Annotated in this window: 25 protein-coding genes and 1 other RNA gene; 19 read left to right on the plus strand and 7 right to left on the minus strand. The window is 43.8% G+C overall.

The window, feature by feature from the left end:
• Positions 1–67: 67 nt before the first annotated feature.
• From ACYQ0Y_RS01555 to ACYQ0Y_RS01565, 3 genes are all read left to right on the plus strand, one after another.
• On the plus strand, positions 68–568 hold the full coding sequence (locus ACYQ0Y_RS01555) for a cell wall elongation regulator TseB-like domain-containing protein (RefSeq protein ID WP_407882275.1): 501 nt from the start codon (positions 68–70) through the stop codon (positions 566–568).
• A gap of 58 nt (positions 569–626) precedes the next feature.
• On the plus strand, positions 627–1,922 hold the full coding sequence (gene asnS, locus ACYQ0Y_RS01560; protein WP_407882276.1) for an asparagine--tRNA ligase: 1,296 nt from the start codon (positions 627–629) through the stop codon (positions 1,920–1,922).
• 78 nt (positions 1,923–2,000) lie between these two features.
• Positions 2,001–2,738: a DnaD domain-containing protein gene (locus ACYQ0Y_RS01565; protein WP_407882277.1), complete on the plus strand. Its 738-nt coding sequence runs from the start codon at positions 2,001–2,003 to the stop codon at positions 2,736–2,738.
• Positions 2,739–2,875: 137 nt separating this feature from the next.
• Here ACYQ0Y_RS01565 and ACYQ0Y_RS01570 read toward each other — a convergent pair whose 3' ends face one another.
• Together ACYQ0Y_RS01570 and recU are read right to left on the minus strand one after the other, a co-directional pair.
• Positions 2,876–5,149, minus strand: a complete 2,274-nt coding sequence (locus ACYQ0Y_RS01570) for a transglycosylase domain-containing protein (protein WP_407882278.1) — start codon at positions 5,147–5,149, stop codon at positions 2,876–2,878.
• Positions 5,150–5,172: 23 nt separating this feature from the next.
• Positions 5,173–5,790, minus strand: coding sequence for a Holliday junction resolvase RecU (gene recU, locus ACYQ0Y_RS01575; protein ID WP_407882279.1), 618 nt, complete (start codon positions 5,788–5,790; stop codon positions 5,173–5,175).
• A 183-nt stretch (positions 5,791–5,973) separates the two neighbouring features.
• On the opposite strand from recU, the gene ACYQ0Y_RS01580 reads away from it, so the two are divergent.
• The 4 genes from ACYQ0Y_RS01580 to ACYQ0Y_RS01595 all read left to right on the plus strand — a co-directional run bounded on the left by ACYQ0Y_RS01580 (position 5,974) and on the right by ACYQ0Y_RS01595 (position 8,645).
• On the plus strand, positions 5,974–6,534 hold the full coding sequence (locus ACYQ0Y_RS01580; RefSeq protein ID WP_407882280.1) for an SLOG family protein: 561 nt from the start codon (positions 5,974–5,976) through the stop codon (positions 6,532–6,534).
• Between the two features lie 68 nt (positions 6,535–6,602).
• A complete protein-coding gene (gene gpsB, locus ACYQ0Y_RS01585; RefSeq protein WP_407882281.1) occupies positions 6,603–7,001 on the plus strand; it encodes a cell division regulator GpsB in 399 nt (132 codons plus the stop codon).
• A 20-nt stretch (positions 7,002–7,021) separates the two neighbouring features.
• Positions 7,022–7,396, plus strand: an RNA gene (gene rnpB / locus ACYQ0Y_RS01590) — RNase P RNA component class B.
• A 106-nt stretch (positions 7,397–7,502) separates the two neighbouring features.
• A complete protein-coding gene (locus tag ACYQ0Y_RS01595; protein ID WP_407882282.1) occupies positions 7,503–8,645 on the plus strand; it encodes a THUMP domain-containing class I SAM-dependent RNA methyltransferase in 1,143 nt (380 codons plus the stop codon).
• 211 nt (positions 8,646–8,856) lie between these two features.
• On the opposite strand, the gene ACYQ0Y_RS01600 is transcribed toward ACYQ0Y_RS01595, so the two are convergent.
• Positions 8,857–9,261 carry a ribonuclease HI family protein gene (locus ACYQ0Y_RS01600; protein ID WP_407882283.1) on the minus strand — a complete coding sequence of 135 codons (405 nt, stop codon included), beginning with the start codon at positions 9,259–9,261 and terminating at the stop codon, positions 8,857–8,859.
• A gap of 57 nt (positions 9,262–9,318) precedes the next feature.
• Here ACYQ0Y_RS01600 and ACYQ0Y_RS01605 point away from each other — a divergent pair, with 57 nt between their 5' ends.
• From ACYQ0Y_RS01605 to ACYQ0Y_RS01635, 7 genes are all read left to right on the plus strand, one after another.
• The gene (locus ACYQ0Y_RS01605; RefSeq protein WP_407882284.1) at positions 9,319–9,690 is read left to right on the plus strand and encodes an EbsA family protein; all 372 of its coding nucleotides are present in this window, start codon (positions 9,319–9,321) and stop codon (positions 9,688–9,690) included.
• Positions 9,691–9,770: 80 nt separating this feature from the next.
• Entirely contained in the window at positions 9,771–11,435 is a 1,665-nt protein-coding gene (locus ACYQ0Y_RS01610) for a formate--tetrahydrofolate ligase (RefSeq protein WP_407882285.1), read from the plus strand.
• Between the two features lie 69 nt (positions 11,436–11,504).
• Positions 11,505–11,993: a signal peptidase II gene (gene lspA, locus ACYQ0Y_RS01615; RefSeq protein WP_407882286.1), complete on the plus strand. Its 489-nt coding sequence runs from the start codon at positions 11,505–11,507 to the stop codon at positions 11,991–11,993.
• A gap of 10 nt (positions 11,994–12,003) precedes the next feature.
• Entirely contained in the window at positions 12,004–12,957 is a 954-nt protein-coding gene (locus tag ACYQ0Y_RS01620; RefSeq protein ID WP_407882287.1) for an RluA family pseudouridine synthase, read from the plus strand.
• Between the two features lie 21 nt (positions 12,958–12,978).
• Positions 12,979–13,512: a bifunctional pyr operon transcriptional regulator/uracil phosphoribosyltransferase PyrR gene (pyrR, locus tag ACYQ0Y_RS01625; RefSeq protein ID WP_407882288.1), complete on the plus strand. Its 534-nt coding sequence runs from the start codon at positions 12,979–12,981 to the stop codon at positions 13,510–13,512.
• Between the two features lie 31 nt (positions 13,513–13,543).
• Entirely contained in the window at positions 13,544–14,623 is a 1,080-nt protein-coding gene (locus ACYQ0Y_RS01630) for a carbamoyl phosphate synthase small subunit (protein ID WP_407882289.1), read from the plus strand.
• Positions 14,623–17,211: a carbamoyl phosphate synthase preATP-grasp domain-containing protein gene (locus tag ACYQ0Y_RS01635; protein ID WP_407882290.1), complete on the plus strand. Its 2,589-nt coding sequence runs from the start codon at positions 14,623–14,625 to the stop codon at positions 17,209–17,211. Before ACYQ0Y_RS01630 ends, ACYQ0Y_RS01635 begins: the two co-directional genes overlap by 1 nt.
• A 223-nt stretch (positions 17,212–17,434) precedes the next feature.
• On the opposite strand, the gene ACYQ0Y_RS01640 is transcribed toward ACYQ0Y_RS01635, so the two are convergent.
• On the minus strand, positions 17,435–19,138 hold the full coding sequence (locus ACYQ0Y_RS01640; protein WP_407882291.1) for an NFACT RNA binding domain-containing protein: 1,704 nt from the start codon (positions 19,136–19,138) through the stop codon (positions 17,435–17,437).
• A 169-nt stretch (positions 19,139–19,307) separates the two neighbouring features.
• Between ACYQ0Y_RS01640 and ACYQ0Y_RS01645 the strand changes: the two genes are divergently transcribed.
• The 3 genes from ACYQ0Y_RS01645 to ACYQ0Y_RS01655 all read left to right on the plus strand — a co-directional run bounded on the left by ACYQ0Y_RS01645 (position 19,308) and on the right by ACYQ0Y_RS01655 (position 21,265).
• Positions 19,308–19,733, plus strand: a complete 426-nt coding sequence (locus ACYQ0Y_RS01645; protein ID WP_407882292.1) for a MarR family winged helix-turn-helix transcriptional regulator — start codon at positions 19,308–19,310, stop codon at positions 19,731–19,733.
• A 47-nt stretch (positions 19,734–19,780) separates the two neighbouring features.
• On the plus strand, positions 19,781–20,005 hold the full coding sequence (locus ACYQ0Y_RS01650; protein ID WP_407882293.1) for an alkaline phosphatase family protein: 225 nt from the start codon (positions 19,781–19,783) through the stop codon (positions 20,003–20,005).
• Positions 20,006–20,383: 378 nt separating this feature from the next.
• On the plus strand, positions 20,384–21,265 hold the full coding sequence (locus tag ACYQ0Y_RS01655) for a DegV family protein (protein ID WP_407882294.1): 882 nt from the start codon (positions 20,384–20,386) through the stop codon (positions 21,263–21,265).
• A gap of 123 nt (positions 21,266–21,388) precedes the next feature.
• Here the strand turns inward: ACYQ0Y_RS01655 and ACYQ0Y_RS01660 are convergent, their stop codons facing one another.
• The 3 genes from ACYQ0Y_RS01660 to ACYQ0Y_RS01670 form a co-directional block, all read right to left on the minus strand.
• The gene (locus tag ACYQ0Y_RS01660) at positions 21,389–22,243 is read right to left on the minus strand and encodes an NAD(P)-dependent oxidoreductase (RefSeq protein ID WP_407882295.1); all 855 of its coding nucleotides are present in this window, start codon (positions 22,241–22,243) and stop codon (positions 21,389–21,391) included.
• Between the two features lie 18 nt (positions 22,244–22,261).
• On the minus strand, positions 22,262–22,657 hold the full coding sequence (gene rbsD, locus ACYQ0Y_RS01665; RefSeq protein ID WP_407882296.1) for a D-ribose pyranase: 396 nt from the start codon (positions 22,655–22,657) through the stop codon (positions 22,262–22,264).
• A 207-nt stretch (positions 22,658–22,864) separates the two neighbouring features.
• Positions 22,865–23,689 (minus strand): histidine phosphatase family protein, encoded by an 825-nt coding sequence (locus ACYQ0Y_RS01670; RefSeq protein ID WP_407882297.1) that lies wholly within the window; start codon positions 23,687–23,689, stop codon positions 22,865–22,867.
• A gap of 198 nt (positions 23,690–23,887) precedes the next feature.
• Here ACYQ0Y_RS01670 and ACYQ0Y_RS01675 point away from each other — a divergent pair, with 198 nt between their 5' ends.
• Together ACYQ0Y_RS01675 and ACYQ0Y_RS01680 are read left to right on the plus strand one after the other, a co-directional pair.
• Positions 23,888–24,757: an aldo/keto reductase gene (locus ACYQ0Y_RS01675; RefSeq protein WP_407882298.1), complete on the plus strand. Its 870-nt coding sequence runs from the start codon at positions 23,888–23,890 to the stop codon at positions 24,755–24,757.
• A 15-nt stretch (positions 24,758–24,772) separates the two neighbouring features.
• Positions 24,773–25,264 (plus strand): DNA-3-methyladenine glycosylase I, encoded by a 492-nt coding sequence (locus tag ACYQ0Y_RS01680; protein WP_407882299.1) that lies wholly within the window; start codon positions 24,773–24,775, stop codon positions 25,262–25,264.
• The last annotated feature ends 4 nt before the right edge of the window (positions 25,265–25,268 follow it).

Below are 25,268 nucleotides of genomic sequence, written 5' to 3' on the forward strand. Positions count from 1 at the left end.
AGCATTGTTTGACCGGGCAAGTTTGCTATAATTAATTTCGTTATTGCAGACAGGATGGAGGATGACTATGCAGCGTCGTCGACGACAACGAAAAAATTGGGGTCAAATTACCCTGTGGAGCGTGCTGGCAGTTATCCTAATTGTCGGCAGCGTAATGATTGTTTTTCATGAGGCACTGCGTCCGGCAAATACTGCGGCCAAACAGACGGTTCAGATTGCGCGAAAAGCAGGGGTTAATGATGCAAAGGGCTTTCTAACCTTTAACCGTCAACAGACGTATTATGCTGTTAACGGCCATAATCGTAAAGGCAAATCGGTTTATGTCATTGTTGCCAAAAAAAATGGCCACGTCACGATTGTACATGTTAAAGCCGGTCAGACTAAGACGGCCATTTTGCAACGAGTTTGGTCGAAACAGCAACCTAAAAAGGTATTGAACGTTGGCTTAGGAATCCGAAATGGGCAACCTGTCTGGGAGGTTACCTACTTAAATCAAAAAGGCAACCTCTGTTATGATCTTATTCGGTATCGCGACAGCAAGACGATTCAGTCTATTCAAAATCTGTAAGATTCAAATTAAATAAGTTGATCGTAAACGCTGATCAACGAAAAAAGGGGAGTTTTTTGTGGAAACCATTAGTATCATGCACGCACCAGAGCATGTCGATGAGAAAGTTCGCATCGGAGTCTGGTTAAGTAATAAACGTTCGAGCGGCAAAATTGCCTTTTTGCAACTGCGAGATGGCACGGCCTTCTTCCAAGGGGTCATCCGCAAAAATGATGTTGGTGAAGAAAAATTTGAAGCAGCCAAAGAATTGCGCCAAGAAACCAGTTTATACGTTACTGGAACGATTCACGAAGACGCACGTTCCAAGTTCGGTTATGAAATAGCAATCGAAGACTTTGAAGTTGTCGGAGAAAGTGAAGACTATCCGATTACACCGAAGGAACACGGCATTGATTTTCTAATGGATCATCGGCACCTCTGGTTACGTTCTTCACGACCAAATGCATTATTAAGAATTCGTAATGAAGTGATCCGAGCGACATTTGAATTTTTCAATGACAATGATTTTATTAAGATTGATGCGCCACTATTAACGGGATCAGCTCCGGAAGGAACTACTGAATTATTTGAGACGGATTATTTTGGGCAAGATGCTTATCTGTCACAAACAGGGCAGTTGTACGAAGAAGCTGCGGCGATGGCTTTTGGCCGGGTATTTTCGTTTGGCCCGAGCTTTAGAGCTGAAAAATCGAAGACTCGCCGCCATTTAACCGAATTTTGGATGGTTGAACCAGAGATGGCATGGATGCATCAAGAAGAGAGTTTAGCGCTACAAGAACGTTACATCGCCTTTTTAGTTCAGGCAGTTATTGATAATTGTCAGCGGGAACTGGAAACCATTGGGCGTGATGTGGAAACGTTGAAGAAATACACGCACTTACCTTATCCGCGAATTTCTTATGACGATGCGATCAAACTTTTACAGGAAAATGACTTTGACGTCGAATGGGGCGTTGATTTTGGATCACCTGAAGAGACCTTCCTCGCTAACCACTTTGATAAACCAGTCTTCGTGTTAAACTATCCGAAAGCAATTAAAGCCTTTTACATGAAGCGGCACCCAACTCGTGATGATGTCGTGATTTGTGCAGATTTACTTGCACCTGAAGGTTACGGTGAAATTATCGGTGGTTCTGAACGTGATACTGATCTAGATTACTTGACCCAACAAATTCTAGATGCCGGTCAAGACCCTAAGAATTACGATTGGTACCTGGACTTACGTAAATTCGGTAGTGTCCCACATTCCGGGTTTGGCCTAGGACTTGAACGTTTCTTAACGTGGATCACGCTACAAGATCATCTCCGCGAGACGATTCCATTCCCACGTATGATTAACCGGATCTACCCGTAAAATAATTCAGACGTCGTTGCCATAGCCGCAGCGGCGTCTCTTTACATTCACTGTCAGTATGAGGAGGTTGTTAAACGCATGGAAGCTTTCGCACAAGCCCTTATCCAAGCTGGTGAAACGACGATTAATAATTTGCTATTAAGTCGATATCGTGAGTTAGAAATGACCAACGATGAGCTAGTGGTCTATTTGCAATACAAGCGGTCGTTGGATCGTGGCATTGATTTTCCAGATGCCCAAGCTGTTGCTGATGTAATGGGGACGACCTCAGCTGAGATTTTCAATCAATTAGATCAATTACTGAAAAAACAACTACTAGTCATTAACTCAACGACGGATGCAGATGGTAAACTTCACGATCAATATGATTTTACTCCTCTTTATGAGCGACTAGCGGCTTTGCCTGAGACGATGAGTGGTGTTGAAGCCCACCGAGCGACCATTGCAGCGCCAACCACGACCTCAGCTCGGGCAGACGTGTTTAATCGAATTGAAGTCGAATTTGGCCGGCCTTTAAGTCCGACAGAGCTTCAAACAATCAGTCGCTGGTTCGACGAGGATCAGTTTAAGCCGGAATTGATTTTATTAGCTTTGCGTGAAGCTGTGTTGAATCAAGCCTACAACCTGCGTTACATTGATCGAATTTTACTAACTTGGCAGCAAAAGCACCTCACAACTGCTGGCCAAGTGGAGCGAGAATTAGGACAACATCGAAAACAACAGGTGGTTAATGCCACGGAGGTAAACCCCAAAGTTAATGGGCCGGCTATCCCAATCATGAAGATTTCTAATCCAACCGATTCAACCACTAATTAGGCGTTTAAGCCCAACTATTCAGTACCAAGTTACATTAAATCGTTTGCTGATGCTTTATAACAAAAAAGAGAACTAGCAAGACTTGTGCTTGCTAGTTCTCTTTTTTGTTGTGATTATTAATGTCGCAATGAAATTAATTAGGGACGCGACGTTTCTGATTGACCGGCTGGTGTAGTCGAACTGCTGGTACTGCTAATACTACTGCTGCTTGAGTTCTCATTGTTGTTGCCATTATTGCCACCTTGAGTGGCACTAGATTCAGACAGCCGAGTATCATTTTCACTTGTTTGCGAGGAACTACTCTGTGAGGAACTAGAAGAAACAATGACACTAGATGAAGATGATCCTGTGGCACTACTTTGATCTCGGCCAGTTAAGTACTGCCGCCAGTTTGAACCGCGAATAACGAGTTCGTCGACGCCATTGTGGCGCACAACATCAACATTGCTGGGACGGGACCAATCATCATTATCTTGGGTTTGCGCCATGTACAACTCTAAGTTCTTGTAGATCCCCTCAGCAATGGATAATTGGGCGGTCGTCATATAATGACCTGGTTCATTAGGCTGATCATAACCAGTCCAGACCGAGATTGAACTGTGCTTGGTGTAGCCAGAGTACCAGGCATCCATGACGGCCGTGGATGGAACCGAGGTGACGCTACTTGGATAACCGGATTGCCCCGTCTTACCCGCTTGATGCAGACCACTGATTTGAGCACCAGGGGCCCAATTAGCAGTTGGGACGCCTTTTAACATGTCGGTCAGCATGTATGCCGTTGCTTTGGACATTGACCGATGAGAGGCGACCTTAAAGTTGTGGGTTTGACCATCTTGGGTGACGACCTTGTTAACCAGATGAGGCGTGTTGTAAGTTCCGTCATTAGCGATGGCAGCAAAGGCTGCGGATTCTTGTTCACTAGAGACGTACGCACCGATCCCATTTGAATAAACCAGAGGCTCTTTAAAGGTCATACCATTTTGCGCCATGAATTGGGTGGCATGACTTAAACCCACGGAAGCGAGGGTTCTAATCGCAGGAATGTTTCGCGATTCAACTAATGCTTTCCTCATAGTTATGTTGCCTTGGTATTGACCATCCCAGTCGTTAACCGGAGTATTGGTACCTGGATAATTATATTTCGTGTCTGAGACTGATTTAAAGGTTGGCCATTCATCGTACTCAATGGCTGGACCATAGTCCATAAATGGTTTGATGGTTGAACCAGATGAGCGATCCGTCTGGGTGGCCCGGTTTAAACCAAAGGCGACATTTTGCTTACGACCACCAATCATGGCGGTTACCGCACCCGTCTCAGGGTCAGTCATGGTCACCCCAACTTGTAACAAGTCGCTAGGGAAGTTGACATATTGGTCAGTGTTAACAATGTTATATAATCGTTTTTGAGCCCCCATATTGAGGTTGGTATAAACTTTAATTCCAGATTTATACGGATTGTATCCCTTCGCATTCAGCTCTTTAATCACTTGCTGTAAATACGCATCAATCACTTTGTCATCACTATCCGTGTTGTTAACTGAATGATTAACATTTAGACCGGTACTGATTGGTGTGGCCAGGTCTTGCGTCAATTGGGTATTAGAAATTACTTTATTCTGATTCATTGCCCGAAGGACCGTATTTCGTCGTTCTTTAGCATAGTTAGGATGAGCAATTGGATCATAATAAGTCGGGGATTGCGGCATACCAGCAAGCGTCGCTAACTGTACATCGGTCAACTGTTTTAAGGACTTGTTGTAATAATACTTAGCCGCTGTACCCATACCATAGACACCGTTGCCCATGTAAACCTTGTTGATGTAGAACTCTAGGATCTGATTTTTTGAATAATGCTTTTCAACATAGTAGGCGAGAGCAGCTTCTTGAGCTTTTCGTTTTAAAGTCCGATCTGAAGCGGCCGTGGAGAATACCGACAGCTTAACTAGTTGCTGGGTTAACGTTGATCCGCCTTGTAAGCCGAGGGAACTACCATGAATGTTTGCAAATGTGGCACTGATGATCCGAATCGGGTCAACGCCAAAATGATGCTTGTAAAAGCGGCGGTCTTCGATGGAAACAACAGATTGTTTTAACCGATCTGGGATCTCATCTGAACGAACATAAGTCCGATTTTGTGAGCCAAGATTTGATACGACGTTGCCTTTGGCATCTAAAATTTCTGTTGAATTTTGGCTGGTTAACTGAGCTGTTGTAATTTTGGGGGCACTTGAAGCATAGTAGGTGAATAATCCGACCCCAGCCAAAAAGGCGACTAAAATAACCCCGAACACCCAATATAAGATGGTACGCCATAGCGGTCGCGAATGTTTGGGACCGGTCGGCGTGGTGTTGTCATCACCGTCATGGTAGCGAGCGATACGAGATTGTGGTTGATCGTTATTGTCAGACATGTTGAACTCCTTAATCAATTAACTCATTTTTTTGTGGCGGTGATTAATTGATCAACCGCATTTAGATAGGGAACCAGTGGGTTAAGGGCTGGATTAATTTGATAACCGTGCGCCTCAATTGCCGAACGACGAATTGATTTTCGACCGTCAGTTTGAAGGGCGTCATCCCAGCAATGAAAGAGAAATGAAGCCGGTAAGAGAAATGTTGCGACATCATCGGTGAAGCGAATAATGGCAAAGCCAATACCTCCAGCTGCAACGCAGGCCCTCAGGTGTGCGATTTGATGAGCGTGAAAGTTTTTCAATGGGAACGAGGTTTTATTCTTGGTTTCTTTCGCATCAAAATCAAGATAGTAGCCTTGATAGACACCATTGTAATCTGTTGTTGAAGGCTGGCGAAAATAGGCCTCCTTAATTGTTGCAGCCGAACGCTTTGGATAGTCAACTTTCACAATTTGAACCGGGGTCGGTTTTTTATGAATCACAGCAACACCCTGATTCAAATAATATTGATTACTCTCATTCAATTCTGCTTCAAGTGACATACCACGATCCCCGTAATTAGTCGTTTGGGACATAGTTGTGGCAGGTCGTTTTGCGGACTGATGATAAGCGGTCCCATTAGGATAACGAATGTTCAAAAAAGACCACACTCCTTTATAATGCGCTTATTATATCAGATTTGCTATCCAGGCAACGTTTTGGCGCTGATGTTAACACAGGTGTAATATTTAGAGTGCTTAAGCAAATCGCTTGGTGTTGGCTGGTAATTCAACTAACTGCACCACAAAACGCTTTAAAGACGGTAGGAAAGGTCGCTAAACATGAGCCGATTGTGGATAAGTGGATATCGAAATTATGAATTAGGCATTTTTTCAGAAAATGATTTGAAGCTGACGGTAATTAAATACGCTTTAAAAACTGCCTTTAAAGCGCAGATTGAAAACGGTGTTGACTGGTTCATTACTGGAGGCCAGTTAGGTATTGAACAATGGACCATTCCAATTATCAACGAATTAAAAGAAGATTATCCTGAAATTCAGGTTGCCATGATGCTTCCGTTCGCTCAGTTTGGCAACCAATGGAATGAACAGAATCAAATGAAATTGGCCGCTTTAAAACAGCAAGTAGATTTTACGGCGACGGTTTCAGAACAGTCTTACCGATCTCCTCAACAATTAAAAAACTATCAAGGCTTCATGTTAGGCCATACAGATGCGGCGATGTTGGTATATGATATAGAACATGAAGGGAAGCCGACTTATGACTATTCAGCCATCCAAGCTTTCCAAGCGCATCATCCATACGATGTGACACTAATTGATTTTGATTGGTTACAAGAAAGTGCCACCGAATATCAAGAAAATCAACATCCGACATTTTAATTTTATGTAACATGCGCTACAATAGTTCAAGTCGTGTTTCGACAGATAATCAATGAGGTGTAACAGTCATGCAAGAAATCAACTTTACTACGCAGGACATCCTGCAAAAGGAATTCAAAGAAAAACGGATGGGGACGGCATATGACCCCACAGACGTGGACAGTTTCCTTGATCTAGTGATTAAGGATTATGAAACGTTCAACCGCGAAATTTCTCAACTGCGGAACGAAAATGAACAATTGTCGGGCAAAGTTGATGACTTGACACGGCAAGTCAGTGCGCGTCAGGCCGTGCCTAGCCAACCGGAATCATCGAACTCGACGACCAGCAGTGTGACAAACATGGACATTTTAAAACGGCTTAGCAATTTAGAACGTCATGTTTTTGGTTCACAGTTAGACAATGGGAATAATCAAGGCCCCTTAGATAATGGCGGTTCGATGTCTCAGTCTGGCTGGAATAGTTAATCTTTTGGCAATGATTTGCAAATTTCGGGTAATTGGGCGTGACTTTTGTTGCGTCAGGAAAGTCCATGCTCGCACAGGCTGCGATGCCTGTAGTGTTCGTGCTCAGTGAAAAAATAAGCTGGGGTGCCTCTTTGGAGGTAACGGCGGGAAAACACGGCTAACGTTTCGACTATGCCCTAGTATCCCTGAAAAGTGCCACAGTGACGAAACCAGTTCGGAAACGAGCTGGGTGGAACGCGGTAAACCCCTCGAGCGGGAAACCCAAACTACGGTAGGGGAGCTTCACATAGGTAATTGAACTGATTGTGGGGGAGGACAGTACGTCCTGAGATAGATGATTACCACGGCGTAGACTGCGCCTGAAGTCTACAAAGTACAAAACATGGCTTACAGAAATTTGCAACAGGCAGAGATCGCTCAGTGATGAGGGGTCTCTTTTTTTAGTCGCAAATGGTAAGATGAAGGTCAGCAACAATGAAATCAAGTTTGACAGGAGTTTACATGCAAAAATTTAAATTGATGGCCACCTGTGCTGCAGGAATTGAGGCATTGGTAGGGCGCGAATTACGTGACCTGGGCTATGAAGTAAATGTTGAAAATGGACGGGTTCGCTTTGAAGGAACGATTAAAGACATCTTAAGCACTAATTTGTGGTTGCGGACGGCGGATCGCATCAAAATTATCGTGGCCGAATTTCCTGCGGTGACATTCACGGAGTTATTTGATGCTACTAAGGCTGTGGCGTGGGATGAGCTGTTACCGATGGATGCAGCTTTTCCTGTCGAAGGACGATCACACAATTCACAACTACATAGCGTGCCAGATGCACAGGCGATCGTAAAGAAAGCCATTGCAGTGCAATTGAGTGAAACTTACCACCGGCGAAGCCGATTACCTGAAACTGGGGCAACTTTTCCATTAGAAGTGTCCATTAATAAAGATCAAGTCATGTTAACGTTGGATACAACGGGAGATTCTTTATTTAAACGCGGTTATCGGGTTGCTAAGGGAAGTGCACCACTGAAAGAGAATATGGCGGCAGCGTTAATTTTATTGACGCATTGGCATCCTGCGGACATGCCTTTTTTGGATCCAGTTTGCGGATCAGGAACGATCCCCATCGAAGCCGCTTTGATTGCGCGCAACATTGCACCTGGATATAAGCGCAAATTCATTTGCGAAACTTGGCCATGGGTGGATGACCAAGTCGCCGATTTAGTGCGAGATGAAGCAGATGATCAAGCTGATTATGATAGCCAGTTCGATATCGCCGGTTCTGATATTGATCCGACGATGGTTGAAGCCGCAAAGGCCAATGCGCGAGCAGCCGGCTTAAGCAATGATGTCGCTTTTACGGTTGCCGATGTAACTCAGTTAACGACAGATAAAATTAATGGTGTGATTGTGGCCAATCCCCCCTATGGGGAACGACTAAGCGATGAGGTGAGTGTTCGTCGCCTGTATCAGGGAATGGGGCGCTCATTTTCCCCACTCAAAACCTGGAGTAAATATATTTTGACTAGTGACCTCGATTTTGAAACAAGCTACGGTCAACGAGCGACTAAAAAACGCAAATTATACAACGGGGCGTTACGGACAGATTTATACCAATATTGGGGAAAACCAATTTGGCATCATGACTAATTCTTAGTGAGCGGGACATAAGTCGGTAAGCAACGTTACTTGACTCATGCCCCGCATTTTGATCATTTTGATTTGAAAATTCCGTTTATTTTTTACTCTTGGCTTGAGCCAATTTATTTTTAGAATATTAGTGAACTAATTTGGTACTTTACTCTTGTTGTTTTACTAAATTTTTTGAGCTGGGATGGTGGATAAACGCGCTTGTGTTAGGCTAGCTTTGATGGTGGAGTGCCTGTAGTGCTAACTGATGGGCGCCATGATTTTGTCGCTCGGGAATCCACTCGGTCACAACCAACTGAAACCCATCCTGTAAGGCCAATAATGTTTTAGTCAGATCACGGTAATGTTTAGTCACGCCTTTACCAACCGCGTCAGCAACGAGGCGACTATCGGTAAAAAACATGATGGTATCGGTTGGCTCGGCTAGCTGTTTGACCGCTTCAAAACCAGCAATTGCTGCCAGAAATTCTGCTTCATGATTATTACCAGAGGCGACAATCTGTTTAAGTTGGTGTTGGTGGTGATTTTGAATAATCAAAAGACCAGCACCACTTGTTTCTTCACTTGTTGTCTGGTAAGCGGGACTAGCCGCATCTGTATACAGTTTAATCATCATTTTCGACCTCAAATTTGTTAAAATAAGTCTTGTGTCCTTGAAAGGTGGTTTTAAACCATGAGTCAACAACGATTTTATTATCAACCCAGTGGGTTATCGGCGGTTATCATCTGGTCTTGGGTGGCAATTTTCTTGTTCGGTGGCATTATTTTTCAATATGAAATGGCCAAATTTAATTGGCCGGCCATCATTATTGCCATCATTTTTGTTCTGTTTCTGACATGGCAACTAGTCGGTCGCCAATTATTAATTAACGATGAAACACTGATGGTCCGACGTTTATTGGCGCCGCGAGCTCTAACAGTTAAGCTTAATCAGTTAGAACAAGTTCGAATTTCAGGCCATACATTAACTTTTTATGTTCATGGACGACGCTTTGCCTATCGATTATCTAAACGGGCCTTAGCAAGGCTTTCAGAACAATTGTAGAAAAGCTAATGTTTGGATTGAGTATAGCATTTAACGACTTATGCCAAAAATAGTTTTTATGAATAACTGGGGGATTCGATTTGACACAATTAACTGATATTGAAATTGCACAGCAGACACACTTACAGCAGATTAATGAAATTGCGCAGCGGTCGGGCTTAACTGAAGATGAAATTGAACCTTATGGCCATTTCAAGGCTAAGATTACGTTGCCTCTTACTCAGCCATATCAACCCGGCAAGCTTATTTTAGTCACCTCAATCAATCCTACCCCTGCCGGCGAAGGTAAGACCACGGTCACGATTGGATTAGGAGATGGTTTACGAAAAATTGGAAAAAGGGCCATTTTAGCGTTGCGCGAACCGTCTCTGGGTCCAGTTATGGGCATGAAAGGCGGTGCAACCGGTGGAGGCTACGCGCAGGTCGCACCAATGGAAGATATTAATTTACATTTCAATGGCGATTTTCATGCACTAACGACTGCCAATAACACTTTAGCGGCATTGATTGATAACCACATTCAACAAGGCAATGACTTGCAAATTGATCCGCGACGAATCTCCTTACACCGTGTACTTGACATCAACGATCGGGCACTGCGCAATACGGTCGTCGGAATGGGCGGACCGACGTCAGGAATGCCACGTGAGGACCACTTTGATATTACAGTGGCCAGTGAGTTAATGGCGATTTTATGCTTAGCAACGGACTTACATGACTTAAAAGACCGCATTAATCGGATGGTGATTGCTGAAACATTTGACCGACAACCGATCACTGTTGCCGATCTTCATGTTGGTGGCGCCATTGCGTTGCTTCTGAAGGACGCGATCAAGCCCAACCTAGTACAAACCCTAGAAGGGACTCCGGCAATTATTCATGGAGGACCATTTGCGAATATCGCGCATGGTTGTAATAGTGTCCTTGCCACTAAAACTGCACTTCAGTTAGGTGACTATGCCGTGACCGAAGCCGGTTTTGGCGCTGATTTAGGTGGAGAAAAATTTCTTGATATCAAGGTTCCTGTTTTAGGGCAAGCTCCGAGCGCGATTGTGTTGGTTGCGACTGTGCGGGCTTTAAAACTACACGGCGGGCAAGCATTAGCTGATCTAACCACCCCTGACTTAACAGCCTTAGAAAAGGGATTGGCTAATTTAGGTCAACATATTAAGAGTATGCAGCGTTATCAAATTCCAGTAGTGGTTGCGATTAATGCATTCACATCAGATACACCAGATGAGATTAAGATGATTCAAGAATACTGTCAACGATTTAACGTTCCTGCTGTGGAGGCTGATGAATGGGCGCACGGCGGGGCAGGCACAACAGCCCTGGCCCATGCCGTTGTGCGAGCGGCACAGGAGCCAGTTCACTTCACCCCTTTGATGGCCGCCGATGACGATTTGATGGCTCGCGCGCAAAAAATCGTCACCACAATTTATGGTGGACGAAATGTTGTTTTAGAGCCTCATGCCCAAGCACAATTACGCCGTTTTGCCAAACGCGGCTGGGACAAGTTACCATTATGTATGGCCAAAACGCAGTATTCGCTTTCTGATCAGCCAAAATTGTTAGGCGCACCAACTAATTTTGATATCCATATTCGTGAATTTCAGCCGCGTTTGGGGGCTGGCTTTATGGTTGCACTAACCGGCGCAATTTTAACAATGCCTGGCTTGCCAAAACAGCCCGCTGCCTTAAATATGAGTATCTCAGATGATGGCGTAATTGCTGGAATTTTCTAATTAGCATTTTACGTTAAGCTTGTATTTTCAAAAACCTTGAGAAGGAGCCGTGGAAAACCACGAATCGCCATGTTATTTTATTGGATTTTCATTCTTTTATTAGTTGCTGCAGACCAAACTATTAAGTATTTCATTGCCACACAATTTGCCTTGGGAAGCACGCATGAATTTATTCCGGGCATACTTTCATTAACAAGTCTGCGTAATAACGGGGCGGCTTGGTCCATTTTATCTGGGCGCATTGATATTTTTATCATCATCACTATCGTTGCCGTGGGCGTTTTGATTTATGCCATGTGGCGTTTGTCAACACATCGTCTCTATATGTGGGGGATCAGTCTGATGATGGCCGGAACGTTAGGCAACTTTATCGATCGGTTACGCTTAGGCTATGTCGTCGATATGTTTCAATTCGATTTCTTAAAGGGATTTCCAATCAGTAATTTTGCCGATTGGTGCCTGACGCTAGGCGTGATTTTACTTATTGTCGCCGTCATAACTGACCGAGACGATTCACCGACTGGCCCACGACACGCTGCTGGTCACGGACGACACTAGGGAGGCTTCAATGGCTAAAATCCAAGTAAATGAACCTTTGAAGGGTAACTCATCGGACGAACAATTTTTTATAATTGACGCATCTAGTCAAGGCCATCGTTTCGATAAAACACTTAGCCAGTTGGCAGGTATTACCCGGTCACAAGCACAAATCGCCATTAACGACCAGCAGGCTTTAGTCAATGATCAGCCACAAAAAAATCTATACGAAGTTTCAATTGGCGATCGAATCACTTATCAACCGGCCGCAGTGATACCAATTGCGTTAGTACCTGAACCGATCGACTTAGATATCGTCTATGAAGATGACGACGTTCTAGTGGTTAACAAACCTCAGGGAATGGTTGTTCATCCGGCTCCAGGTCATCCAGATCATACACTGGTCAATGCATTGCTCGCACATTCACCCCTATCAACCATTAATGGTAGTTTGCGACCTGGCATTGTGCACCGAATCGATAAGGACACGTCAGGCTTATTAATGGTTGCTAAGAATGATGTTGCTCAGCAAAGCCTAACCGCTCAATTGAAGGCTAAAACAAATGAACGACAATATGTGGCGTTAGTTCACGGAGTTATCAAGGAACACGAAGGCACGATTGATGCGCCTATTGGCCGGTCGCCAAAGGATCGCAAAAAAATGGCTGTGGTGAAAGACGGTCGTCATGCGATTACTCATTTTAAAGTGTTAAAACGGTATCCGAAATTCACGTTAGTCAATTGCCGCCTTGAAACGGGGCGTACGCATCAGATTAGGGTGCACATGGCCTACATTGGTCATCCACTGGCAGGGGACCCACTTTACGGACCTAAGAAAACCTTACCAGGACAAGGCCAGTATTTGACCGCACAGACGCTTGGCTTTAGGCAACCACGAACGGGGGAACTTTTGCGCTTTGAAATTCCACTACCAACGTGGTTTACTCAAATGTTAGATCAACTAGACGCACAGACACAGTCATAATTAATAGTGGAGGCTCCAAATATGTCAAAAGAGGTTGTTGATGCAATGGCAATGCAACGCGCGTTAACGCGGATCACTTACGAAATTATTGAACGAAATCGTGGAATTGGAAATCTAGTTTTAATCGGTGTTAAAACCCGCGGCGTGTTTTTAGCTCAGCGCATTGCATCGCGGTTGCATCAACTGGAGAATACCGTCGTTCCTGTTGGAGAGTTAGACGTTAGTGGTTATCGTGACGACATTCATCATAAGGAACCAGCGACGAAAAGCGCAATCACGAATTTAAATACGCCGATTACTGATAAAAAAGTTGTTCTAGTTGACGATGTGTTATACACCGGACGGACAATTCGAGCGGCCTTGGATGCCATCATGGATTTAGGCCGTCCTAATAGCATTAATTTAGCCGTGTTAGTTGATCGCGGCCATCGTGAACTACCAATTCGGGCTGATTTTGTTGGCAAAAATATTCCGACGGCTCAAAATGAGCATATCCGAGTTGCGGTGGATGAGATTGACGGAAAAGATAGCATTGAGATTGTCACCAACGATTAGGACTTAAGCAAGGTGAGAAAGGACTGAGAAGATGGCAGAACGCTACTTAATTCTCTCAGACGGTACCGCTTATAAGGGTCAGGCTTTCGGTTCACCTGCAACAACTAGTGGCAACATTGTTTTTAACACGAGTGTTACTGGTTACCAAGAATTGCTGACCGATCCAATTTATCATAATCAAATCATTGTCTTTACGACACCAACAATCGGCGCCGTGGGAGTTAACCACGAAAGTTATGAATCGATCTTACCGACGACTAAAGGGGTTATTGTAAGGGAAGTTGCTAATGTTTCAACTAATCGCCAGCGATCGCTAAGTTTGGATCAATTTTTACGCGTGCATAATATCCCTGGTATTTCGGGGATTGATACGCGCCAGCTGGTCCGAAAACTTCGTCGTAATCCTGGACTTAATGCCAGTATTGTAGACGTGGCAGACGAGCACGCCTTTGATCAACTTAATGCGACAGTGCTGACTAATCAGCAGGTCGCTCAGGTCGCTACACCTCGTCCGTATGCTAATCCGGGCATGGGACACAATATTGTTGTGATCGATTTTGGTTTAAAGAGTGGTATTTTAAGAGAACTCGCTGTCCGCTCTGCTAACGTGACCGTCGTTCCATTTACCAGTAGCGCTGAGGATATTCTTAATTTGGATCCGGATGGGGTGGTGCTATCGAGCGGTCCTGGCGATCCACGAGATTTGTCAACTGACATTTTGACTACGATTCAACAATTACAAACGCGGGTCCCATTGTTAGGAATTGGACTTGGTCATGAATTATTTGCTTTAGCTAATGATGCGGAAATTATGCGGTTACCTGTTGCGCATCAGGGCATGAACCATCCTATTCGCGAAATCATCACTAATCAAATTATGTATGCGGCCCAGGCAGAGGAATTTGGGGTTGATCGGGAAAGTATCGATCGAAACCAATTGTTGATTACGCATATTGACCTGATTGATGGTTCAATTCAAGGATTGCGGCATCGAGATTATCCCGCATTCTCAGTCCAATTTTTCCCAGATGCTGCGCCGGGGCCATGGGAGACTACGCAAGTCTTTGATGACTTCATTGAGTTAACTGGAATTCGAGGTGATCGATTCTAATGACAGAATCCACGCAGACAGATACATCACAAACCAGCGCACAGCAAACAGCATTTAATGAAGCCGCGCGCACTGCCGAAATCAAAACAAATACCCATCAACGAATTCTTATTTTAGGCGACGGCCCCAATGGGTTCGGTCATGAAAGTGAGCTTGACGCAGCCACGTATCAGACTTTACTTGTTCTCAAACGACGCGGTCTTGATGCGGTCTATTTGAATAACAATCCTTATTCATTTTCGATGGATAATGCGTGTGGCGCCACGGTAATTGCGGGTGATCCAAGTGATCCAGCGGTGGTTCGGCAAGTGATTGAGAGTGAAAACATCACCACCTTGTTGGTCACTGTGGGTGGTTTAACCGCCATGCGAACGGTGGAGGAATTAATTGCCCATGACTATTTGGATGACAAACAGATTAATGTACTGGGCACGCCCTTAACCACTGTACGGCTCATTAATAATCCTTCTTTGATGAATCAAGCATTACGCGATCTCGGTGAACCAGTTATTCAATCGCAGGTGGCCAGTGATACCTCGGCTGCTTTTGATTTCGCGCGACAGGTCGGATTTCCAGTAATTGTTAAATCAGTCGCTCCTAAAGGTGAAGGGGATCGTGTTCTCGCTGAGACGGCAGATCAGCTTGATGGCGCCTTAACGGCTGCTTTTGACCGATCACGAACGAAACAAGTCATTATTGATCAAAGTATTGTCGGACTAAAAGAAGTGTCATTTGAAATAATGCGCGATATTCGCGGCACAGAATTATTACTTGGCGCTACTGAGGATATGGATCCGGTTGGCATTCATGCAGCCGATTCCATCGAGCTGACGCCCATTCAAACACTGACCGATCGCGAGTATCAAAAGTTACGGCAGGCTGCTTTCCGTGTCGCCCGTCAGTTGCATATTGTCGGCGTTCTTCATGTTCAATTTGCGCTCGATCCAGGGGCTGATCGTTACTTCATCATGAAGGTCAATCCGTACTATGATCGCGTTTCAGCCCTACTAGCAAGGGCTAGTGGTTATCCAATTGCGCAAGTTGCCGCCAATGTTATGACTGGGGTGCCATTACCGGAGGTGAAGTTACCTACCGGATTTGCTAAACGGACGGCTTTAATTGAGCCAGTTTTGGACCATATTGTGGTGCGGTTTCCGATTTTTGCTTTTGATGAAGCGGAACGCCATGGGGTTAGCGTGGATCGTCAATTAACGACGGTGCAAAAATCAGTTGGCACGACCCTTGGCATCGGACGTTCTGTGGAAGAAGCTTTAATCAAGGCAATGCGTGGCGCACATTATCACGATCGTGATTTTGCTTTTGACGCCTTAGCAAAACTGTCAGATAATGATTTAATCCAGCAACTGATTCATCCCCTGGACAATCGGATCATGCTTTTATTAGAAGCCATTCGTCGTGGTTATCAGTCTGATGAGTTGGCTGAGTTGACTCAGATTAATGAATTTTATTTTAATAAGTTGCGCCATATTTATGAACTAGAAATTGACGTCGCCGCTCATCCTCATGATAACCATTGGTTAGCTCAGGCCAAGTATTACGGATTTAGTGATGGTCTGATCGCGCAGTTGTGGCACACGCATACTGATGCGATTATGAACGCGGCTCAAGCAGCTGGAATTCAAGCAACCTTTAAGACTGTTGAGCCAACAGCCGGTGAGTTTTCTGAAGCAGTGCCAGCGTTTTATTCGACCTATGAGTTAGAAAACGAAAGTTCACCCTTATCAGACCAATCGGCACTTGTTGTAACGACTGGACCCTTTCGATTAGGAGATGGTGCGGCTGGCGACTATGTTATGAGCACGGTTATAAGTGAATTGCACCAGCAAGGAATTAAAACAATTGTGGTTAATAATAATCCGAATGCAATTAGTCTTATCCCACAGTTAGCGGACAAGCAGTATCTCGAACCACAAGAAATTTCCGACATCATGACATTAGTTGAATTAGAACGACCTCAGTGGATCTTTGTTCCTGGCAACCGGCTAAAGTTGATTGGCGCTTTGCGCTTACATCATGAAAATGTTGGCGTGATCAATAAAGATAAGGCTCTCAATCCGGTTCAGGATGGGGCACACTTCTTATCTCGAGTTGTCTATCATTCGAATAAAATTGGTGTCAATGATCCGCAAGAAGTCGGTCAATTAGCTTACGATCAGCCAATTCACACACTTAAGGCCCAACCACAAGGTATTCCTGGTATTGCGGCCGAGCCAGGCGCAATGCGGCATTCGGGTTTCTATAGTACCTTGTTCTCAGCATTTAGTGGTCACTCGCGTATGATTACCACAGCATTGCCGTTTACTGAATTAGCCTTATTAAACAAAGGGACGGGAATCAATTGGATTCGCTTATTAGTCCGCGCATTGATTAATAAAACCACCAGTGCTGACCGCACGCACTTGAGTCAAGGAGCATTCAAAACACTCACGGCTGGGGACATTTCAATGACTGATTTACCGACTGATATTGATATGCGCTGGCGTCCCAGTCTACCACTTACTAGTCCACAATTTAGACTAGGGGCTAAACTCGTCATCGCTTTTCCAGGCGAGTTACACATGACTTGATTTCGTTAAAATCAGAATCAATGAAGTTTAGGGAGTCTCTCAGTGAATTAATCAGTGAATTAAAAAGGACACCCATACCTAAATGAATCTAATAAAAAGCAGGTCCAAACGCAAACTTTGCGCAATTTTGGACCTGCTTTTTGTCGAGCTACGCCAACCTAATCTAGACCATTAGTAAAACGGTTAGCTTAGCTCTACTTCTTAAACAGATGAAAAAAATCTGTTAACCTCTAAGTTGATCAACGATGTGTTCGTCTGGGGTGACAAATAGGGTTCGTTGTCCCTCATAGATGACAAATCCAGGTTTGGCACCATTGGGTTTTCGGATCTTTTTGACGGGCACGTAGTCTACTGGCACACTCGCCGAAGCGCGGGCTTTAGAAAAGTAAGCGGCTAACAAAGCAGCTTCGGTCAGTGTCTGTTCCTGAGGGTTGGCCTGATGGATGATGACGTGAGAGCCGGGCAGGTTCTTGACATGAAGCCAAATGTCATTTTTGTTGGCCGTGTGGAGGGTTAACTTATCATTTTGCAGATTGTTTTTACCCACTGAAATCAAGGTGCCATCGCTAGCATGAAATTGTTCCGGTTGGCTAATCTGCAACCGCGGTTTCTTGCGACTCTTAGTCTTAGGTAACCGAATGTAGCCTTGTTGCTGCAATTCAAGGCGAATTTCGTTAATATCCTTAGGATTAGCTAATTCAATTTGGGCCTGAATGTTTGCTAGATAGTTGATTTCGGCTTCAGTTTTTGCCAATTGTTCATTCACGTAGGCAACGGCATTCTTCAATTTCTGATAGCGATTAAAATATTTTTGAGCATTTTGCGAAGGTCCAATCTGATTTGAAAGAGTGATTTTTAAGGGATGGTTATCATCATAAAAGTTGGGTAATTCAATTTCTTTCATGCCACGGGTAACCTGTCCCAGATAAGTCGTTAATAACTCACCTTTAATTCGATATTCATCAGCGTGATCCGATTCAGCCAATGTTTCTTGTAATTTTTTCAATTTTGTTCGATTTTTCTTCAACTCATTGCGAACAATATGAATTAAATTTCCTGCCTGTTCATTAACCCGTTCTCGCTCAGCTCGATCTTGATAAAAAAAGTCTAACAATTGACTCAAACTGGGAAATGTCTGCGAACGGACAGTGGAATCATGAATTGCAATCGCACTGAAAGCTGTTTTCCCCGCAGCGTTTTCCGTCAAGGTCGGAACGGGTTGATCAAATTGACTAAAGAAAGCATGAAAATTTTCCCCGACCGATTGCGAATTGTTGTGCAACGCTCGTGCTAATAATAATGCTGTGTCATGTGCTAAGCCTTGAAAGGTCATCTGTAGTTGTTTAGCCAATACTTCAGCTGCTGGGAAATCATGAACTAAGGCTTCGATATTGGTAGCACTGACAAAAGGATTAATCATATTTTGTGCAGGCGGTGCTTGATAAGTTGCGCCCGGTAGCAATGGTCGTACTCGATTTTGATCGGGATTGACATGCTTAATCAGATCTAAAATTCGCTGATCACCAAGGTCTAACAAAAAGAGATTACTATGCCGTCCCATCATTTCAAGAACTAAGCTGATCCGTTGACGGTCGCCTAATTCATTACGTGTATTGAAGTTCAAGCGGACAATTCGATCATTATCCACTTGAACCAATTCAGCCAAAATCGCGCCATCCAGATACTTACGTAACATCATCGTGAAATTGGTTGGGGTTGCTGGATTAGCATAAGGAATTTCAGTGATTTGAATGCGGGCATAACTAGGATGGGCGGATAGTAGTAATGGATAATTTTTCGATTGGCTACGAACAGTTAGCATTACTTCATTTGGGTAGGGCTGTGAGATTTTGGCGACCCTGCCGCCAGTTAATTGCTTACTCAGTTCATGGACCATTGCATGTGTAAAAGTGCCATCAAATGACATGCCTATATCTCCTTTTAAGACGTTCGTATATAACTCAATGATAACCATTATAGGCGTCGATAAATAGCAACGCAAAACAAAGAATTGTTAACCGTCACTTGTAAAATGCAATTTTGTTATTGTATAATGCAATACAGATTAAGAAAATATTATGATTGCAGGTGACCACATGAAACCAAGCTTGTCAGCGCTCCAAGATAGTGAAAAAATTCATCGGACTCAATTATTGGCGATTACCAAAATGCAGCAACTAACCATCGCTGAATGGCAGTTATTAGCTAACCTAGATCAAGGTTATACAACTCAAGAGCAGCTCGCTTCCGCCACCGAACTCGATACCTCAACGCTTAGTCGTCAACTTAAGAGTTTAGGTAACAAAGAAATGATTGACAAAGAAGCGACTGGTCGTGATCATCGCCAACTGATTTACTCAGTTACACCAGCTGGTAATGCAGCTTTGACTGCGATCAACACAGCCGCTGAGAAACTGACTGAGCAAGTGTTTGACAAATGGACAGACGAGGAAAAAAATTTGCTTCAAATCTTGCTTAATCGCTTAGAAACGAGCCTGTCTCGTTTATCTCAAATTGAGTAAAGTTTTGACCATTTCTTTATGGACGGAGAAGTGCGAGGACACGGCGATTGGTCGTCATCCCCTTAGACGCCATGGGGGCCGCTGATTTACGAGACCATTTGCATGAATTGCCACAGCTGACTCAATTAGTTGCTACCGGCACGTATGTCAAAAAAGTCAGTAGGATTTACCCGACGTTAACGTACCGTCACATCGTCACATACAACGATTGTCGCTGGAATGTGGTCTTAGGCATCATGGCATCGTTAATAACACCAACCGCTAACCCCTAAGGCGGGGGACTCTTTGTTTACGGCATACTAGGCATGAGCGGTTTCCATAAAATGACTAAATCAATCGCATTTATAAAGCCAGAGTGCAGCTGGATTTTTTTATGACTGAACCAACTCTGGTTACGGTAACATCGTAGTGGCTGCGGTGTTGCCGATTTTTTAAACATATCACGACTTTAGACGGCTTGACGCATATTTTTCATTGCGCAACTCGTTGGTCGTTCACAGATGGGGGCGGGCTCGCTGTCACTTCTGTTTTTAATTGATCTGGTTTGTCTTTGGCTCCTGACCACACAAAAGGGTGAGCAACGGTAGTTACTATTTTTTAGGTGTGGTAGAATTGACGAATACTTTTCGAAAAAGAAGGTCGACGACGTTATGAAGATTGCCGTGGTTACAGATAGTACTTGTTATCTGTCCCAAACTGAAATTGAAGATAACAACATACATGTCATTCCCATTCCGTTTGTTGTAGATGGGAAGACTTTCAACGAAGGCGTTGATATTTCCACGGAAGGGTTTTACCAATTACTACGAGAATCTAAATCATTTCCTAGTACATCGCAACCCCCGTTAGGCTCAATGATTGAGTTGTATAATCATTTAGCCGATGAAGGATATGACACGGTCATCAGTATTCACTTGGCTAGTACAATTTCAGGATTTGTTGGTTCCTTACAGGGCGTCGCTGCTGAAGTCGCAGATCGGATTCATGTGATTCCGTATGATTCACAAATTACGGTTCGCCTGATGGGCTATTTGGTTCTTGCCGCAGCCCGCATGGTACAATCCGGGGCTGACCCTGATGAAATTATTCACCAACTAGACAAAATTCGGGCAACAATGGGGGAATACTTTGTTGTCGATGATCTGCAAAACCTCGTCCGTGGTGGTCGGTTATCCAACGCCTCGGCCTTTATTGGCTCCGTTTTAAAAATCAAACCATTGTTAACTTTTGATGATCAAACACATGAAATCGTGGCCTTTGAAAAAGTTCGCTCAACTAAAAAGGCTTTGGCGCGCGTAGAGACGCTCTTTTCAGAAGCTCAAGCGCAGGTTGATTACCCACTACGAGGAATCGTGATTCATGCGAACGATCCTGTTGCTGGTCAAACATGGCGGGATAAATTATCGAAGCAATTCCCGTCAATGCCATTTGATTTGAGTTATTTTGGCCCAGTCGTCGGTGCTCATTTAGGTGAAAAAGCCTTAGCTTTGGCTTGGATGATTGATATTGATCAGATGGATCAATTGAAATAAAGCTATTAGATTATTTTCAAGCAAAGGACCTTATTCTCTCACATTGAGCGGATAAGGTCCTTTTTGAAGCGCTTTTAGTTTAAAACAGCTTTATTACGAAATTTAATCTATCAGCTAAAATTATTATTGTCTAAATTGAGGTAATTTCGTATCCGTCGTCGTAATGTCAATAAAACGAGCTTCCTGAGGGTCATCGTTAACTGCCTTTCGTAGACGATTACGAGCGGCCTCTGCTAACGGTAATTTGAGTAAGGATTCAGTTGCTGCCAATAATTCATCCACATCCGCCACTGAATCTTTCAGCGGCCGCGGATTTGTTTGATCTAACGCACGAATTACTACTGGTTTTAAGGGACCTACTTGGAGTAAATCAAGTACAGTTTCATAGTCAATTCCGTAAGCGTCGGCTAAATCCAGCGTTTCACGGATTCCGGCTTCGGCCGCCATAATTCCCACATTAGTAATCAATTTGAGCTTGGCGCCATTTCCTAAAGCGCCTGTATATTTAACATTTCCCAGCAAACTTAAGATAGGTGAAACGACTTCAAATGCCTTGGTTGGTCCAGCAGCAATTAAATTAAGCTGGGCTTCACGAGCATATCGCACTCCACCAATCATTGGAACATCTAATAATTTGGTCGTCGTTGGCATTGCTTGGTTAATGGTGAAAATTTTTTCTGGATCAAGGGTTGAGGTGACGATCAAAATACTGTCTGGTTGCAAATATTTGATAATACCTGGCGTATGGTCATTTCCAAGATGTAATGCTAAGACATCATCGGACATAACTGAGGTAATGATCACTTGTGAAGCTTTAACGACATTTTCTAAGGAGCTTCCTACGGCAATACGATCACTTTCAATTGCCGCCATTTTGTCAGGATCTCGATCCCAGATTGTCACAGTGTGGCCAGCCTCAGCTAAGTGTGGCACCATTTGACTGCCCATATCGCCAATACCAATAAATGAAATATTCATATCAATCAACTTCCTCTCTTAATTAAACGGGCCGCTTTCTAAGATAATGTTGGAAAAGGGGGTCATTTCTCCCGTTCGAATGACTGCCGATACTTGTCCAAGCCGTTGCTTAAGCACATCGTGCGGAATAAAAACAATCGGGATTGTCGGCAATAAATGCTTAATCGTGTCTAACTGATCTGGGTTAGCCGTTTTAATTTCTTCTGCGACATAAACACGGTCAACAGACAACTCAGTTAAAACATTTTGCAAAACTTCGCTAAAGGTGGGGACTTGTCTAGCAATGGCGACATCAATTTTAGTAACTTGTTTTGGGATTGACAATCCAGCATCACCCACGACTAACCAATCGGTATATCCGAGTTCAGCAATTGCCTTAGCAATCTGACTATTAATGACTGGGGTGCGCTTCACATTGATTACCTCCTCACATGATTATATAAACCTAAATCACCATAATTATCATATAAATTCACCTCTTTGATTGCTATTTTTAGTAATTGTGAATTAAGCTTTGACCATCAAAATGACGTAAATTAAAAATGTGTTGGGGTACCTTAAGATCGATACACCAACACATTTTGCACGGTTTCATTTAATGTCGTAATTATTTGAATGCAACTAATGATTCATTTTGGCACCTTGATTAACATAGCTTAGTGTCCCAATCGGGCCAGTAACTTGTAGTTTACCGTGTTTATAGATCAATTTAGTCACGGCGGCATTTTTCAATGGTTTGCCATCATATTTTGAGCTCATCGTCGATAAATATTCATTGATTGACATGCCTGAACTCACAACCAATACGTTACCACCACCATTCTTAGCAGTGGTTTTAGCGATATGATTCAACTCGGTTGTCATCCGCTGTTGCACTGCTTTTGCGCTTTCAGCACGGTCCGCAGCCGCTAGCTTAGTCTGTTGACTATTTTCAACATCTAGCTTGTGATAAGCATCTTGCAGTTTATTCCAGTAATCTTTACCCGTTTTTTTCATAAATTCATCACCAGTCTGGTAACCATCGACTTGGGCAATCTTATTATTATCCGCGGCAATGGGGTCGCCTTCAAAGCTACCATAGCCACCTTCACGTAAATCCTTATTTTGTGTCACATGAACTTTTTTATTGCCAGAATATCGTAATACTTCTTGCGCAGTAACTGTTTGGCGCGTTAAATTACCTGCATAAGCCGCCTTGAAATCAGTATGTTTTAACCCACGTCCCAAGTTGTCTGCCACCTTCACGCCGTTCTTAGTTAATGGAAAATCACTCCAGCCTTGAACACGCATCATTACATTGGCGGTTGTCTCACCATGGCGTGTGAGATAAATCGTAACAGGTTTGCTACTAGCTAAAATTGACTGCGGCCGATATGTTCCCACCGCAAAGGTTAGACCGGCAGTAATGGTAGCCAACAAAAGCGTAAAGCGTTGTTTAAATGACATTTGAACACCCCTCAAATATGTTTTTTAGAAACCGCTTACTCATATCCTATCAGAGATTTTTCAATCAGAACCAATGATTAGAGAGTTCTCTAAAAGAACGCGACTTCCTATCATTATTTGCTAATCCGTCCAGTTTGAAATGCTCAAGCCGACAGGTCATAATGAGGTTATCAGTCATATTTACTTCTGGAGGTTAAAATGATGCAGCCAATGACGACAACTGTTTCATTAATCAACGATGTCAAGATGCCACAACTGGGCGTCGGCGTTTTCCAAGTTACCGATCAAAAATTAGCTTACCAAACAGTAACCACTGCTTTAAAAAACGGGTATCGGCATATCGATACGGCCAGCTACTATGGCAATGAAGCGGCCGTAGGACAGGCGATTGGTACCAGCAATCTTCCGCGAGCCGACCTATTCATTACCTCAAAGTTGTGGAACAATGTCCGGGGCTACGATGAAACCATTCAACAGTTTCAAACAACGTTAACCACAATGGGATTGGACTATTTAGATCTATATCTTATTCACTGGCCAGCACCAGGTTATGAAAGCGCTTGGCGGGCCATGGAAGATCTGTACCATGATGGGCAGATCCGGGCAATCGGCGTGGCAAACTTTGAACCGGCTCATATTGAACACCTGATGAGCACAGCCAATGTGCCACCAATGGTCGATCAAATTGAAACTCATCCATATTTTCAACAAACTGAATTGCACGATTATTTAAAAATAAATCAGATTGTCCACGAAGCTTGGAGTCCATTAGGTGGGGGAAAGAGTCATGAGTTACAAGATCCGGTGATCCAACGTATGGCAACCGAACATCAAGTGACACCGGCCCAAGTAATTTTGCGATGGCAGTTGCAACGAGGTGTAGTTATCATTCCTAAATCGGTTCATGAAAAGCGGTTAATTGAAAATCTTAATTTGGCAGGCTTTTCATTAACGACGGCAGACATGACCAAATTGGCAGAATTAGATCGCGGCGAGCGGATCGGCCCTGATCCTTTTGATCAAGCATTTTTGCAACGATCGAGTCAATATGCGGATTGGCGTCACTAGCTGAGGGGAACGAAAATGACCATTAACGTAGGTGTTGAAGATTATCAGGAACACTTTGGTCAGCCCACGCATGACGATCAACGACTATTTGAACTACTGACGGTCGGCGTCTTTCAAGTCGGACTTAGTTGGCGAGTAGCCGCAGGCAAGCTACCGGTGTATCGTCGAGATTTCGCTGGTATGCAAATTCCACAAGTGGCTGCTTTAGACGAGCCGGATATTGAACGAATTTCTGCCGATCCAGAAATGATTCGGAATCCACGAAAAATTCGCGCCGTTATCCAAAATGCTAGGGCGATTCGAACCATTCAAGAAAGTGGCACAACATTTGCCGATTATATGTGGGGCTTTGTCAACTTGATGCCAGTAATAACAGACGATTCGACGCTGACGCATTCACGATTTGCCAGTTTAGTTGCTAAACAAATGAAGCAACAAGGTTTTACTTTCGTTGGCCCAACGGTGACGCACATGTTCATGAAAGCAGCGGGGATCATCCAATCATGAGCAT

The organism is Furfurilactobacillus curtus (genome assembly GCF_054657915.1).